The following is a 14,006-nucleotide window of genomic DNA, read 5'->3' on the forward strand; positions in this document are numbered from 1 at the left end:
GAAAACAAATCATGAACGAGATTAGACGTTCTCGGTGTGTTCCGCAAGTTCAACCGACGCGGGAAAGTCAGAGCCGGATGATGCGGCAGGGCTCGCCCGCCCGGGCGGCGGGGGCATGGGGCGCACGCAGGACGAGCGCCTCGGCCTCCGCCATCAGGCGCAGCATGGAGCTGTCCTGGCGCGGGAAGGGGCTGGCGACGAGGGTGCCGTCGTCGGCCGTCGCGAGGCGGGCGCGCAGATAGTCCTGCCGCTCGTCATTGGCCGGCAAATCGGTGCCGAGCCGGGCCGGCAGGGTCGCGATTTCGGCCGCATCCGGATCGCCGCTCAGCGCCCGCACGAGCGGCGCGAGGAAGATGAGCGAGCACACGATGCTGGAGACGGGATTGCCCGGCAGGCCGAGCACGGCCATGGCGCCGAGGCGCCCGTGCATCAGGGGCTTGCCCGGGCGCATGGCGATGCGCCAGAAGCCGAGCTGCCACCCCTGCGCCGAAAGGGCGCGCTGCACGAGATCGTGATCGCCCACCGAGGCGCCGCCGAGCGTCACGAGGACGTCGGCCCCGGCCTCCTTGGCCGCATCGATCGCGGCAGAGAGCACGGCAAGATCGTCCCCCGCGATGCCGAGGTCGATGGCCTCTGCGCCGGCCCGTTCGGCGATGGCCGCGACGGCATAGGTGTTGGAGGCGACGATCTGGTCGGGGCCGGTCGGCTCGCCGGGGCGGACGAGTTCGTCTCCCGTTGCGAGAATGGCGACGCGCGGCCGCCGCACCACCGGCAGCGTGGCGTGCCCCATGGCCGCGGCGAGCGCGACCGCCGAGGGGCCGAGCCGCCGGCCGGCCTGCAGCAGGACCTTGCCTTCGTGGAAATCAAGCCCGGCCTCGCGCACGAAGCGCCCCGCCGCCACCGTGGACAGCGCTTCGACCCAATCCCCCTCGGCGCGGGCATTCTCCTGGATCAGGATGGCGTCGGCGCCCGCCGGCACGGGCGCGCCCGTGAAGATGCGCACGCATTGGCCGGACCCGACCGCGCCCTCAAAGGCATGGCCGGCGGCACTGGTGCCGATCAGCGAGAGGCGCGCGGGAACGGCCGCGACATCGGCGGCACGCACGGCATAGCCGTCCATCGCCGAGGCGGTGAAGGGCGGCTGGGTGCGCAGGGCGGCAACGTCCGCGGCGAGCGTGCGGCCCGCGGCCCGGTGCAGCGTCACCGTCTCCTGCTCGCGGACAGGACTCGCGCCGGCGAGGATGCCGGCGAGCGCATCGGCGACCGGCGTCAGGGCCAAGCTGGCCTCCTCATGCTGGCCTCCTCATGCCGTCTTCTCCGCATCCGGCCGGTCGCCGGCGCGGAAATCGCCGGACTTGCCGCCGCTCTTGGCGAGGAGGCGGATGCCCTCGATGCGCATGGCCCGGTCGGCGGCCTTCACCATGTCGTAGATGGTGAGGCAGGCGACGGAGACGGCGGTCAGCGCCTCCATCTCGACGCCGGTCTGGCCCGTGACGCGCGCCTCGCCCGTCACGCGTACGCCCGGAAGCGCCTCGTCGATGGTGCAGTCGACCTTCACCTTGGTCAGGTTCAGCGGATGGCAGAGGGGGATGAGCTCGTGCGTCCGCTTCGCCGCCATGATGCCGGCGATGCGGGCCGTGGCGAGCACGTCGCCCTTCTTGGCTTCGCCCGAGCGGATGAGGGCGAGCGTCTCCGGCAGCATGAGGACATGGCCCTCCGCCTGCGCGACGCGCTGCGTCACGGCCTTGTCGCCCACGTCGACCATGTTGGCCTTGCCCGAGGCGTCGACGTGCGTGAGCCGCGTCATGCCGCCTCGGCCTCACCGAAGAGGAGGGCGCGGGTCGCGGCCGCCACGTCCGTCTGGCGCATCAGGCTTTCGCCGACGAGGAAGGTGCGGATGCCGACGCCCGCAAGCCGCGTGATGTCGGCATGGGTGAAGATGCCGCTCTCGCCGACGATGATGTGGCCGGAGGGAATGCGCGGCGCCAGCGTCTCGCTGACGGCGAGCGACGTCTCGAAGGTGCGCAGGTCGCGGTTGTTGATGCCGATCATGCGCACGTCGAGGGCCAGCGCGCGGTCGAGCTCCTCGGCATCGTGCACCTCGACGAGGACGTCCATGGCGAGTTCCTCGGCAGTGCCGACGAGCGCGCGCGCCTCTTCGTCGCTGACGGAGGCCATGATGACGAGGATGCAGTCGGCGCCCCACGTGCGCGCTTCGTAGACCTGATAGGGCTCGAACAGGAAGTCCTTGCGCAGGGCGGGCAGGCCGGAGGCCGCGCGCGCCGCGCCGAGATAATCCGGATGGCCCTGGAAGGAGGGGCCGTCCGTCAGCACCGACAGGCAGCTCGCGCCGCCGTCCGCATAGGCCTTCGCCAGCGCCGGCGGGTCGAAATCGGCGCGGATGAGACCCTTCGACGGGCTCGCCTTTTTGATCTCCGCGATGAGGGCCGGCCGGTCCGCGGCCAGATGGGCCTCGACGGCGGCGAGGAACGGGCGCGGGGCCGGGGCGGCATGGGCGAGGCGCACCATCTCCTCGTGCGGGATGCGCGTCTTCGCCGCCGCGATCTCGCGGCGCTTGTAGGCTTCGATCTTCGCCAGAATATCGCTCATGGGGCCCTCACGCATTCGACGCGGCAACGAGCCGCTCGAGCGTAGCGCGTGCGGCGCCGCTGTCGAGGGCGGCCTCGGCGGCGGCAACGCCCTCCTTGAGGTCGGCGGCCTTGCCGGCGACCACGAGGCCGGCGGCGGCATTGAGCACGGCGATGTCGCGGTAGGGCGTCTTCTCCCCGGCGAGCACCGCGCGCAGCGCGGCCGCATTGTGCTCGGCCTCGCCGCCGCGCAGGTCGGCGATCGACGCCCGGGCAAGCCCGACATCCTCCGGCGTGACGGTGAAGCGGCGGATGCGCCCGTCCTCCAGCGCCACCACCGAGGTCGGCCCGGTCGTCGTCATCTCGTCGAGCCCGTCGGATCCGTGCACGGCCCAGACGCGCTGCGCGCCGAGGGCGGCGAGCACCTCGACGAGCGGCTGGAGCCAGCTCTCGGAATAGACGCCGAGCAGCTGGTGGCGCACGCCGGCCGGATTGGCGAGCGGCCCGATGAGGTTGAAGACGGTGCGGGTGCCGAGTTCGACGCGCACCGGCGCCACATGGCGCATGGAGGCGTGGTGGGTGGGCGCGAACATGAAGCCGACGCCGGCCGCGGCAAGGCAGCGCTCGATACCGGCCGGGTCGAGCCCCACCTTGACGTCGAGCGCGGCGAGCACGTCGGCGGCGCCGGATTTCGACGAGGCGGCCCGGTTGCCGTGCTTGGCGACCGGCACGCCGCAGGCGGCGGCGATGATGGAGGCGAGCGTCGAGACGTTGTAGCTGCCCGAGTTGTCGCCGCCGGTGCCGACGATGTCGATGGCGCCCGCCGGGGCGCTGACGCGCACCATGCGTGCGCGCAGCGCCTCGACCGCGCCGGCGATCTCGTCCACCGTTTCGCCGCGCACGCGCAGCGCCATCAGGAAGGCGCCGCTCTGGGCCGGCGTCACCTCGCCCGAGAGCAGGGTGTCGAAGGCCTGGCGGGCCTCCTCGCGACTCAGCGAGACACCGGTGGCGACTTTGGCGATGAAGGGTTTGAAGGCGTCCATCGGTGTTCCGTCAGCTCGTTCTTGCGGGGCGCCCGGTCTCGTTCCAGCGCGCGGCGATATCGAGGAAATTGCGCATCATGGTCGCGCCATGCTCCGAGAGGATGCTCTCGGGGTGGAACTGCACGCCGTGGAGCGGCAGCCGGCGGTGCGCCATGGCCATCACGAGGCCGTCCTCGCTCTCGGCGGTGACGGCAAGGTCGGCCGGGCAGGTCTCGCGCGCCACGATGAGCGAGTGGTAGCGCGTGGCCTCGAACGGGCCGTTGATGCCGCGGAAGAGGCCCTCTCCCTTGTGATGCACGCGCGAGATCTTGCCGTGCATCGGCAAGGGCGCGCGCACCACCTCGCCGCCGAAGGCCTGGCCCATGGCCTGCAGGCCGAGGCAGACGCCGAACATCGGCACGCTCGGTGCGGCCTTCTCGATGAGCTCGAGGCAGATGCCCGCCTCGTTGGGCGTGCACGGGCCGGGGGAGAGGACGATGGCGTCGGGGTCGAGCGCCAGCACCTCGTCGGCGGTGATGGCGTCGTTGCGGCGCACGTCGATCTCGGGGCCGAGCGCCCCGATGAGATGCACGAGATTCCAGGTGAAGGAATCGTAGTTGTCGACGAGGAGGATGCGGAACATGCGCGTGGCTTTCTGAGAGACAAAGCTTTGCCCGTCGGGGCAGTGGTGGGTCAAGCCTCCAGAAGCCGGCGCCATCGCTCCCGCCGCATCATTGCCCCCGTCGCGCGCGCATGGCGAAGCGCACCGCATCCTCGGCGGCGCGGAACTGGGCCTTCGCCTTGCTGATGCATTCCTGCTGCTCGAACTCCGGGTCGGAATCATAGACGATGCCGGCGCCGGCCTGCACGGCCATGCGGCCGTCCTTCACCACGGCGGTGCGCAGCACGATGCAGGTATCCATCTCGCCGTCGGCGCCGAAATAGCCGATGCAGCCGGCATAGGCGCCGCGCTTCTCCTTCTCCAGTTCGTCGATGATCTCCATGGCCCGCACCTTGGGCGCGCCGGAGACCGTGCCGGCCGGAAAGCCGGCGACGAGGGCGTCGAGCGCGTCGTGGCGCGGATCGAGCCGGCCTTCGACGTTGGAGACGATGTGCATCACCTGGCTGTAATATTCGAGGAAGAAGCTGTCGGTGACCGTCACCGAGCCGATCTCGCTGACGCGGCCGACATCGTTGCGGCCGAGGTCGAGCAGCATGAGATGCTCGGCCCGCTCCTTCGGGTCCGCCAGCAGCTCCTCGGCGAGCGCCTTGTCCTCCTCGGGCGTCGCCCCGCGCCGGCGCGTGCCGGCGATGGGCCGGATCGTCACCTTGCCCTCGCGCACCCGCACGAGGATCTCCGGGCTCGAGCAGACGATCTGGAAGTCGAGAAAGTCGAGATAGCAGAGGAAGGGCGAGGGGTTGAGCCGGCGCAGCGAGCGGTAGAGCGACAGCGCCGGCAGCGTGAACGGCGCCTCGAAGCGCTGCGACAGCACCACCTGGAAGATGTCGCCGGCGCGGATGTATTCCTTCGCCCGCGCCACCATGGCCTTGAATTCGTCCGGCGTGGTGTTGGAGACGGGCGCCGGCGCCGCGATGGCGGAGGGATCGAAGCGCGCATCGTGGGGCAGGGGGCGCTCCAGCGCCTCGAGCGTCGCATCGAGCCGCGCCAGCGCCGCCTCGTAGGCCGCGCGGGCGGAGACGCCCTCCTTCGGCCGCACGGGCGTGACGAGCGAGAGCTCGTCCCTGACGGCGTCGAAGACCACCATGACGGTGGGGCGCACCAAGACCGCATCCGGCAGGCAGAGGGCATCGGCCGGCTGGTGCGGCAGGCGCTCCATCAGCCGCACCATGTCGTAGCCGAGATAGCCGAAGATGCCGGCCGCCATCGGCGGCAGGTCGCCCGCGAGCGGGATGCGGCTCTCGGCGATGAGGGCCCTCAGGCTGTCGAGCGGGGCCGCTGCCTCCGGCACGAAGTCCTGCGGCCGGTTGAGGGCGTCCCGGTTGATCTCGGCTCGCCCATCCCGGCAGCGCCAGATGAGGTCGGGCCTGAGGCCGATCATCGAATAGCGGCCGCGCACGGCGCCGCCTTCGACCGATTCGAGCAGGAAGGCGGGCGCCTGCCCGCCGTCCGTGAGCTTGAGGAAGGCTGCGACCGGCGTCTCGAGATCCGCGACCAGCGTCGCGCTCACGACGCTTGCCGCGCCTTTCTCGTAGCCGGCGGCGAAATCCTCGAAGGAAGGGGTCGGCTGCATGGCGCCTCAGAACTCGCCGCTGGTGCCGAGCGCCGTGCGCAGGGCCTGCTGGTTGATGCGCACGTTGAGCTCGCTCTGCAGGCTGGCGACATATTCGCCGAGGATGTCGTCCGTCATCGCCGTCGCGAGCTGGCCCTGCAGGCGCTCCGCCTCCTGGGTCGAGGTCACGAACTCCGGCACCGTCGCCGCCGTCACCTTGAAGACGACGCGGCGGTCGCCGTCGCCGATCCCGGCGGAGGCGGCCTTGCCGGCATGGACGGAGAAGACCTGCGTCACGACATTGGCCGGCAGGCCGTCCTGGGCCTGGCCGCGGGCGAGGCCTTCCGCGGTCCTTGCCTCGAGCGAGAGCTCGGCGGCGATGGCCTCGATGGTTTCGCCCTGGTCGAGCCGGGTGACGATCTCCTGCGCCTTGTCCGACAGGCGCCGGGCGATCTCGTCGACCCGCCACTGGGCGGCGACGTCGGCGCGCACCTCGTCGAGCGTGCGGTCGCGCGCGCTCTCCACATTGGTCACGTCGTACCAGAGATAGCCGCCGTCGGCGAGGCGCAGCGCCTCGTTGTCGGCACCGATATCGGTCTCGAAGGCCGAGCGCAGCAGCACCTCGCGCTCGGGAATGTCGGCGACGGGCTGTCCGTCCTTGCCGTTGCCGCCCTGGTCGAGCGGGCCGATCGTGCGCTCGTTCAGCGAGAATTCCCGCGCGATCTCGGTGAGCGGCTTGCCGGCGATGCGCTGGTCCTCGATGCGGTCGTGGGTCTCATCGAGGAGCGAGCGGGCGCGCTCGATGGCGATCTCCCGCTTGAGCTCGTCGGCGACCTCCGCGAAGGGCCGCACCGCGGCGGGCGTGACCTCGGCAGCACGCACGAGCACGATGCCGAAGCGGCCGCTGACCGGCGTGCTCACGTCTCCGGCGGAGAGGGCGAAGGCCGCTTCCGCCACCGCCGGATCGATCATCTGCTCGCGGGTGAAGGTGCCGATCTCGATGTCCTCCGGCCGCACGCCGCGCTCGGTGGCGATGTCGGCGAGGGACGCGCCGGCGAGGATCTTCTCGCGCGCGGCATTCGCCTCCTCCTGCGAAGGGAAGGACAGCTGCTGCAGCTTGCGGGTTTCGGGCGTCGTGAAGCGGCGGGCCTTCACCTCCTCGTAGCGCGCCGTGGCGTCCGCGTCGGACACCTCGCCGGGCTTGGCGAGATCCTCTGGTCGCAGCGACAGGATGGAGACCGTGCGGTATTCCGGCGCGCGGAAGGCGGCCTTGCGTTCGTCGAAGAAGGCCTGCAGCGCGGCATCGTCAGGCGCGCCGACGTCGCCGGCGAGCGAGGCCGGCAACTCGACATAGGCGATGCTGCGCCGCTCGGCGCCGTAGCGGTAGACGGCCTCGCGCATCGCGAGCGGCGGCACGATGGCGCCGGTGAGCGCATCGGCCAGCTGGCGGCGGGCGAGGACGGCCTGCTGCTCGGTGATGAAGCCCTGCTCGGTCAGGCCGTTGGCGCGCAGGATGCTGTCGAAGGCGAAGCGGTCGAACTGGCCGCTGGCGTTGCGGAAGGCCGGATCCTTGACGATGGCTTCGCCCGCCGTGTCGCGCGACACGGCGAGGCCGAGCTCGGATGCGCGCTCGTCGAGCGCCGCTTCCGCGATCAGGCGGCCGAGGAGCTGCTGCTCGAGACCGAGCGCGCGCGCCTGGTCGGCGGTGATCGAGCGGCCGAAGCGGCGCGAGAGCTGCTGCAGCTCGTTCTGGTAGGCGGTGCGCACCTGCTCGACGCCGATTTCACGGTCGCCGACCGTGGCGACGGTGTTGACGCCATAGCCGCGGAAGACGTCGCCGATGCCCCAGATCGCAAACGACAGGATGAGAAGGCCGAAGAGGATGCCCACGATGAGCTTGCCGAGCCAGCTCTTGCCGAGATTGCGAAAACCCTGAAGCATGTCGATCCGGTTCCAGTCCCTGAGGTTTCAGGAGGGCGGTGGCCCCCGCGAAGGCGGCGGATCATAGATAGACACACCGCCTCCCGCAATGTCGCGCGTTGCCGAGCTTTCCGTCCTCTGTTAGTCCACCCGCAAACGGAGGCAGGACCGGATGACGACGGAACGACCGCGCCCGCTCGTGGCGGGCAACTGGAAGATGAACGGCACGCGTGCCGCCACCAAGACCTTCGCCGCGATTCTCGAGGGCTGCGACGCGGCCCTGCGCAGCAAGGTCGACCTCCTCGTCTGCGCGCCGGCGACGCTGACCTATGTCTTTGCCGTCGCGGCCGTCGGCACGCCCGTCAAGGTCGGCGGGCAGGACTGCCATGCCGCCACCCACGGCGCGCATACCGGCGACATCTCGGCGGCGATGCTGGCCGACGTCGGCGCGAGCTACGTCATCGTCGGCCATTCGGAACGGCGCACGGACCACCGTGAAACCGACGAGATGGTCAAGGCCAAGGCCCGGGCCGCGATCACGGCGGGGCTGACGCCGATCGTCTGCGTGGGCGAGACGCGCGAGGAGCGCGACGCCGGTCGTGCGCTGGCGGTCGTCGGCGCCCAGCTTGCCGGGTCGATGCCCGAGGAAGCGGCGCGCGAGCCGGTGGTCGTGGCCTACGAGCCGGTCTGGGCCATCGGCACCGGGCTGACGCCGACGGTGGCCGACGTCGCCGAGATGCACGGCTTCATCCGCCAGAGCCTCGTCGACCGCTTCGGCGCGGCCGGCCGCAACATGCGCCTACTCTACGGCGGCTCGGTCAAGCCGGGCAATGCGCGCGAGCTCCTCGGCGTCGCCGAGGTCGACGGTGCTCTCGTCGGCGGCGCCAGCCTCGTCGCGGAGGATTTCCTGGCGATCGCGCGTGCCTATATGGAGTGACGGACCGATCGTCCGCGGACGCGGCGATGCGTCCTTTGATCCGCGGCGCGGGCTGTGCTAAAGGCCGCGCCAATTGAGTTTGCCGCCGCGCCCGGCTTGTCGCCGCGCGGCCCTGGAACAGAGCATGCTGACCGTCCTCATCGTCGTTCATCTCATCATCGTGCTGGCGCTCGTCGGCGTCGTGCTGCTCCAGCGCTCCGAAGGCGGAGGCCTCGGCATGGGTGGGGGCGGCGTCTCCGGCTTCATGACCGGCCGCGGCCAGGCGAACGTGCTGACGCGCACGACCGCGATTCTCGCCGCCGCCTTCTTCGTGACGAGCCTGCTCCTGTCCGTGCTCGCCGGCTATCAGGGCGCCCCGAGCTCCGTCATCGACCGCGTCGCGCCCGGTTCCGGCCAGAACGGCCCCTCGGCGCCGGCTTCCGGCCCGGGCGTCCTCGAGGAGCTGCAGCGCCTGCAGGGCGGCCCGGCGCAAGGCGCAGGCCAGGCACCGTCACAGCAGCCGCCAGCCCCGCCGGCGGGGCCACAGGTGCCGAGCTCCCAGTAATCGGCAGCAGCGAGGGCCGGGGTTCCGGCCCTCTCTTTTTGTGGGAACGCCTGGCGCGCGCAGCAGGTTGGCGCGTGGCGGGGAGGTCTTTGTTGATTCCGGTTGCCGCTTGTACGAGCCGCATTCCCGAATCGCGCAGTTCGGAGTAAACGAGAGTCCCCATGGCACGATACGTTTTCATCACCGGCGGCGTGGTGTCGTCCTTGGGCAAGGGCCTTGCTTCGGCGGCCCTCGGTGCGCTCCTGCAGGCGCGTGGCTACAAGGTCCGGCTGCGCAAGCTCGACCCCTACCTCAACGTCGATCCGGGGACGATGAGCCCCTACCAGCACGGCGAGGTCTTCGTGACCGACGACGGCGCGGAGACGGACCTCGACCTCGGCCATTACGAGCGCTTCACCGGGCGCCCGTGCACCCGTGACGACAACATCACGACGGGCCGCATCTATCTGGACATCCTGACCAAGGAGCGGCGCGGCGACTATCTCGGCGCCACCATCCAGGTCATTCCGCACGTGACGAACGCCATCAAGGAATTCGTCATGCGCGGCAACGAGGACTACGACTTCGTCCTCGTCGAGATCGGCGGCACGGTGGGCGACATCGAGAGCCAGCCGTTCCTCGAGGCGATCCGCCAGCTCGGCCAGGAGCTGCCGCGCAATCACGCCATTTTCGTGCACCTCACGCTGCTGCCCTTCATCCCCTCGGCCGGGGAGCTGAAGACGAAGCCGACCCAGCACTCGGTGGCGGAGCTGCGCTCCATCGGCATCCAGCCGCACATCCTGCTCTGCCGCACCGACAGGCCGATCCCGAAGGAGGAGCGGCGCAAGCTCTCGCTCTTCTGCAACGTGCGCGAGAGCGCCGTGATCGAGGCGCGCGACGTCTCCTCCATCTACGACGTGCCGATCGCCTACCACGAGGAAGGGCTCGACGACGAGGTGCTCGCCGCCTTCGGCATCGAGGGGGCGCCGGCGCCCGACATCTCGCGCTGGAAGGCGATCTCCGAGCGCGTGCGCACGCCGGAAGGCGAGGTGACCATCGCCATCGTCGGCAAGTACACCGGCCTCAAGGACGCCTACAAGTCGCTCATCGAGGCGCTGCAGCACGGCGGCATCGCCAATCGCGTGAAGGTCAACCTCGACTGGATCGAGAGCGAGATCTTCGAGCGCGAGGATCCGGCGCCGTTCCTGGAGCACGTGCACGGCATCCTCGTGCCCGGCGGCTTCGGCTATCGCGGCGCCGAGGGCAAGATCAAGGCGGCCGCCTTCGCACGGGAACGCAAGCTGCCCTATTTCGGCATCTGCTTCGGCATGCAGATGGCGGTGATCGAGGCGACGCGCTCGCTCGCCGGCGTCAGCGCCGCGAGCTCGACCGAATTCGGCCCGACGAGCGAGCCTGTGGTCGGCATCCTGACCGAATGGCTGAAGGGCAACGAGCTCGAGCGGCGCACGGCCGAGGGCGACCTCGGCGGCACCATGCGCCTCGGCGCCTACGAGGCCCAGCTCGCCCCCGGCAGCAAGGTGGCGAACATCTACGGCCGCACCCAGATCTCCGAGCGCCATCGCCACCGCTACGAGGTGAACATGGAGTACCGCCAGCGGCTGGAGGCGAAGGGCCTCGTCTTCTCCGGCGTCTCGCCGGACGGGCTCCTGCCGGAGATCGTCGAGTTCGCCGACCATCCCTGGTTCATCGGCGTCCAGTTCCATCCGGAGCTGAAGTCGCGGCCGTTCGAGCCGCATCCGCTCTTCAAGAGCTTCGTCGCGGCGGCCCTGGAGCAGAGCCGCCTCGTCTGACAATTCACGGCCAGGGCTGGCGGCAGGGAAACGGGGCTGGGGGCGCCGATGGTGTTTGAATCGATCAACAATCTGCCGGATTTTCTGGTCGACTACCTCATCGCGCTCGTCCTCGTCCTCGTCTATATCGGCATCTACACCTTCATCACCGCGCACAACGAATTCGCGCTCATCCGCCGCGACGTCGCGGCGGCCAGCCTGTCGCTCGGGCTCAGCATCGTCGGCTTCGCGCTGCCGCTGTCGAGCGCCGTGGTGCACGCGCGCACCTGGCCGGACCTCGTGGTCTGGGGCCTCGTCGCCATGATCGTGCAGATCAGCGCCTACTGGCTCGTGCGCCTCGCGATGCCAAACCTCTCCCAGCGCATCGCCAACAACGAGATCGCGGCGGCGCTTTTCCTCGGCGCGGCCTCGCTGGCCGCCGGCATCCTCAATGCCGGCGCCATGACGTTCTGAATGACCTTCCGAGGCCGGGCGGACGCAATTCGGCCTTTCTCCTGCGCCATCGAGCGCCTTTCTTCACCTCTTGTCTTCACCTCCTGGGGCGGGAAACATGAGCGCCAACGCAACCGTCAAGGTCGGCAACGTCTCCTTCGGCAATCACCTGCCGCTGGCGATCGTCGCTGGGCCATGCCAGCTGGAGAGCCGGGCCCATGCGCTGGAGATGGCGACGGCGCTGAAGGAGATCTGCTCCCGCCTCGGCCTCGGCCTCGTCTTCAAGACCTCTTTCGACAAGGCCAACCGCACCTCCGCCGGCGCGGCCCGCGGCGTCGGCCTTGAGGCCGCCCTGCCGATCTTCGCCGAGATCCGCGAGAGCCTCGGCCTGCCGGTCCTGACCGACGTGCACGACGCGGCCCAGTGCGCACCCATCGCGGAGGCGGTCGACGTGCTGCAGATCCCGGCCTTCCTGTGCCGGCAGACCGACCTTCTCGTCGCGGCCGCGAAGACGGGCCGGGCGGTCAACATCAAGAAGGGCCAGTTCCTCGCGCCGTGGGACATGGCGAACGTCGCCGCCAAGGTCACGGGCGCCGGCAATCCCGACGTCCTGGTGACCGAGCGCGGCGTCTCCTTCGGCTACAACACGCTCGTCTCCGACATGCGGGCGCTGCCGATCATGGCCGAGACGACGGGCGCGCCCGTCATCTTCGACGCCACCCATTCTGTGCAGCAGCCCGGCGGCAAGGGCACGTCCTCCGGCGGGCAGCGCGAGTTCGTGCCCGTGCTGGCACGCGCCGCCGTGGCCGTCGGCGTCGCCGGCCTCTTCATCGAGAGCCATGAGGACCCGGACCGCGCGCCGTCCGACGGCCCCAACATGGTGCCGCTGAGAGAGATGGAGGGCCTTCTGGCGGAGCTGAAGGCCTTCGATTCCCTGGCAAAGAAGCGTGCTGCCAGCTGAGGTTAGCCTGAAAGACTGATTCGCTTTGTGAAAAGCGCGCCGCTGCCGGACTTCCATAGCCGGACTTGCAGTGGCGCGTTTTTTGTCGTGTATATGACGCGTCGGCCTGGGGTGCCGCACGGCAGTGCGGCTGAGATCATACCCATCGAACCTGTCTGGATCATGCCAGCGTAGGGAGCAGCCGGTGAGTGCAGAAGCATCATCGCGACCGGATAAAGTCATCATCATCGGCGGAGGGGTCATCGGCCTCTCCATCGCTTGGCGACTCGCCACGCAAGGCGTCGACGTCGACCTGTTCGAGGCTGGCCGCTGCGGCACGGGCGCGAGCCATGCCGCCGCCGGCATGCTGGCCGCTTGCGCGGAGGTGGAGCCGGGCGAGGAGCCGCTCCTGCCTCTCAACCGCGAGAGCCAGGCGCTGTGGCCCGACTTTGCCGGAGAACTGGAGGCGGCGAGCGGCCTTGCCGTCGATCTGCGCACCGAAGGCACGCTCGTCTGTGCCTTCTCGGCCGACGACCAGGCGCGGCTGAAGCACCATCTCGCCCTGCAGGAGCGGCTCGGCCTGCCCGTTTCGTGGCTCGATGCCGCCGAGGTGCGGCGCCGCGAGCCGTTCCTCAACCCCGGCGTCGTCGGCGGCCTGTGGAGCCCCGAGGACCATCAGGTCGACAACCGCAAGCTGGCCGCCGCCCTGCATGTGGCCGCCGGGCGGGCCGGTGTGGCGATCCACGAGGACAGCCCGGTCGAATCGGTCGTCGTCGAAGACGGGCGAGCGCGCGGCGTCGTTACCCGCGGCCGGCGGATCGATGCCGACGCCGTCATCCTTGCCGCCGGCGCCTGGTCGCGGCGGATCGAGGGCCTGCCGCGGGCCGCCCTGCCGCCGGTGCGGCCCGTCAAGGGCCAGCTCGTGGCGGTCCAGATGGATCCGGCCGCTCCCGTCCTCAGCCATGTGACCTGGGTGCCGGGCGCCTATCTCGTGCCGCGCCACGACGGGCGCCTCATCATCGGCGCCACGGTGGAGGAGAAGGGGTTCGACACCCGCATGACGGCCGGCGGCCTCCTCGCGCTCCTCGACGCCGCCTGGCGGGCCCTGCCGGTCATCGAGGAACTGCCGATCGCCGAGACCTGGGCCGGCCTCAGGCCCGGCAGCCGCGACGACGCGCCGATCCTCGGGCCGGGTGAGCTTGCGGGCCTCGTCTACGCCACCGGCCACCACCGCAACGGCATCCTGCTCACCCCCATTACGGCCGCCGTCATCGCCGATCATGTCCTCACCGGGCAACTCGCCGATGTGGCGCGCCCCTTCACCCTTGCGCGCTTTCAGGCGCGCGCCGATGCGCCGAGCGAGGTTTCGCCATGACGAAAGCATCCTCCGCCGCGCTGCCGCGCATCCGCGTCAATGGTGCAGATGAGCCGCTGGCGGCCGCAACGATCGCCGAATTTCTTACGCAGCGCGGGATCGACCCGGCCGGCCGCGGCCTTGCGGTCGCGCTCAACGGCGCGGTCGTGCCGCGTGCGCGATGGCAGGACGAGCCGCTGAACGAGGGCGACAGCATCGAGATCGTCCACGCACGCCAGGGAGGCTGA

General features: G+C 70.3%; 14 protein-coding genes and 1 riboswitch. Of the genes, 7 read left to right on the plus strand and 7 right to left on the minus strand.

Annotation, left to right across the window (positions count from 1 at the left end):
* Positions 1–67: 67 nt before the first annotated feature.
* The 7 genes from glp to AL346_RS17830 all read right to left on the minus strand — a co-directional run bounded on the left by glp (position 68) and on the right by AL346_RS17830 (position 7,782).
* Complete coding sequence (glp, locus tag AL346_RS17800) at positions 68–1,279, minus strand: gephyrin-like molybdotransferase Glp (RefSeq protein ID WP_019403649.1); 1,212 nt, start codon at positions 1,277–1,279, stop codon at positions 68–70.
* Between the two features lie 24 nt (positions 1,280–1,303).
* Positions 1,304–1,807, minus strand: a complete 504-nt coding sequence (gene moaC / locus AL346_RS17805) for a cyclic pyranopterin monophosphate synthase MoaC (RefSeq protein ID WP_019403648.1) — start codon at positions 1,805–1,807, stop codon at positions 1,304–1,306.
* On the minus strand, positions 1,804–2,610 hold the full coding sequence (gene trpC / locus AL346_RS17810) for an indole-3-glycerol phosphate synthase TrpC (protein WP_019403647.1): 807 nt from the start codon (positions 2,608–2,610) through the stop codon (positions 1,804–1,806). Before trpC ends, moaC begins: the two co-directional genes overlap by 4 nt.
* A 7-nt stretch (positions 2,611–2,617) precedes the next feature.
* Positions 2,618–3,631, minus strand: coding sequence for an anthranilate phosphoribosyltransferase (trpD, locus tag AL346_RS17815; protein ID WP_019403646.1), 1,014 nt, complete (start codon positions 3,629–3,631; stop codon positions 2,618–2,620).
* A gap of 10 nt (positions 3,632–3,641) precedes the next feature.
* Positions 3,642–4,253, minus strand: a complete 612-nt coding sequence (locus AL346_RS17820; protein WP_019403645.1) for an aminodeoxychorismate/anthranilate synthase component II — start codon at positions 4,251–4,253, stop codon at positions 3,642–3,644.
* A gap of 88 nt (positions 4,254–4,341) precedes the next feature.
* On the minus strand, positions 4,342–5,862 hold the full coding sequence (gene trpE / locus AL346_RS17825; RefSeq protein ID WP_019403644.1) for an anthranilate synthase component I: 1,521 nt from the start codon (positions 5,860–5,862) through the stop codon (positions 4,342–4,344).
* A gap of 6 nt (positions 5,863–5,868) precedes the next feature.
* On the minus strand, positions 5,869–7,782 hold the full coding sequence (locus AL346_RS17830; RefSeq protein ID WP_019403643.1) for a peptidylprolyl isomerase: 1,914 nt from the start codon (positions 7,780–7,782) through the stop codon (positions 5,869–5,871).
* Between the two features lie 151 nt (positions 7,783–7,933).
* Here AL346_RS17830 and tpiA point away from each other — a divergent pair, with 151 nt between their 5' ends.
* The 7 genes from tpiA to thiS all read left to right on the plus strand — a co-directional run bounded on the left by tpiA (position 7,934) and on the right by thiS (position 14,006).
* Positions 7,934–8,698 (plus strand): triose-phosphate isomerase, encoded by a 765-nt coding sequence (tpiA, locus tag AL346_RS17835; RefSeq protein ID WP_019403642.1) that lies wholly within the window; start codon positions 7,934–7,936, stop codon positions 8,696–8,698.
* A 124-nt stretch (positions 8,699–8,822) separates the two neighbouring features.
* Complete coding sequence (gene secG / locus AL346_RS17840; protein ID WP_019403641.1) at positions 8,823–9,242, plus strand: preprotein translocase subunit SecG; 420 nt, start codon at positions 8,823–8,825, stop codon at positions 9,240–9,242.
* Between the two features lie 161 nt (positions 9,243–9,403).
* Positions 9,404–11,032, plus strand: a complete 1,629-nt coding sequence (locus tag AL346_RS17845; RefSeq protein WP_019403640.1) for a CTP synthase — start codon at positions 9,404–9,406, stop codon at positions 11,030–11,032.
* 48 nt (positions 11,033–11,080) lie between these two features.
* On the plus strand, positions 11,081–11,485 hold the full coding sequence (locus tag AL346_RS17850; RefSeq protein ID WP_019403639.1) for a DUF350 domain-containing protein: 405 nt from the start codon (positions 11,081–11,083) through the stop codon (positions 11,483–11,485).
* 97 nt (positions 11,486–11,582) lie between these two features.
* Entirely contained in the window at positions 11,583–12,425 is an 843-nt protein-coding gene (gene kdsA / locus AL346_RS17855) for a 3-deoxy-8-phosphooctulonate synthase (protein WP_019403638.1), read from the plus strand.
* Between the two features lie 97 nt (positions 12,426–12,522).
* Positions 12,523–12,621, plus strand: a riboswitch (TPP riboswitch).
* A complete protein-coding gene (gene thiO / locus AL346_RS17860) occupies positions 12,610–13,779 on the plus strand; it encodes a glycine oxidase ThiO (RefSeq protein ID WP_019403637.1) in 1,170 nt (389 codons plus the stop codon). It overlaps the preceding riboswitch by 12 nt.
* Positions 13,776–14,006, plus strand: a complete 231-nt coding sequence (thiS, locus tag AL346_RS17865) for a sulfur carrier protein ThiS (RefSeq protein WP_019403636.1) — start codon at positions 13,776–13,778, stop codon at positions 14,004–14,006. Before thiO ends, thiS begins: the two co-directional genes overlap by 4 nt.

This window comes from Chelatococcus sp. CO-6, from assembly GCF_001271345.1.
Lineage (GTDB): Bacteria > Pseudomonadota > Alphaproteobacteria > Rhizobiales > Beijerinckiaceae > Chelatococcus_A > Chelatococcus_A caeni.

Bases quoted from the DNA above. Each gene is read 5' to 3' on its own strand.
- moaC (WP_019403648.1), bottom strand. From the start codon at position 1,807: ATGACGCGGCTCACGCACGTCGACGCCTCGGGCAAGGCCAACATGGTC.
- trpC (WP_019403647.1), bottom strand. From the start codon at position 2,610: ATGAGCGATATTCTGGCGAAGATCGAAGCCTACAAGCGCCGCGAGATC.
- trpD (WP_019403646.1), bottom strand. From the start codon at position 3,631: ATGGACGCCTTCAAACCCTTCATCGCCAAAGTCGCCACCGGTGTCTCG.
- AL346_RS17820 (WP_019403645.1), bottom strand. From the start codon at position 4,253: ATGTTCCGCATCCTCCTCGTCGACAACTACGATTCCTTCACCTGGAAT.
- trpE (WP_019403644.1), bottom strand. From the start codon at position 5,862: ATGCAGCCGACCCCTTCCTTCGAGGATTTCGCCGCCGGCTACGAGAAA.
- AL346_RS17830 (WP_019403643.1), bottom strand. From the start codon at position 7,782: ATGCTTCAGGGTTTTCGCAATCTCGGCAAGAGCTGGCTCGGCAAGCTC.
- tpiA (WP_019403642.1), top strand. From the start codon at position 7,934: ATGACGACGGAACGACCGCGCCCGCTCGTGGCGGGCAACTGGAAGATG.
- secG (WP_019403641.1), top strand. From the start codon at position 8,823: ATGCTGACCGTCCTCATCGTCGTTCATCTCATCATCGTGCTGGCGCTC.
- AL346_RS17845 (WP_019403640.1), top strand. From the start codon at position 9,404: ATGGCACGATACGTTTTCATCACCGGCGGCGTGGTGTCGTCCTTGGGC.
- AL346_RS17850 (WP_019403639.1), top strand. From the start codon at position 11,081: ATGGTGTTTGAATCGATCAACAATCTGCCGGATTTTCTGGTCGACTAC.
- kdsA (WP_019403638.1), top strand. From the start codon at position 11,583: ATGAGCGCCAACGCAACCGTCAAGGTCGGCAACGTCTCCTTCGGCAAT.
- thiS (WP_019403636.1), top strand. From the start codon at position 13,776: ATGACGAAAGCATCCTCCGCCGCGCTGCCGCGCATCCGCGTCAATGGT.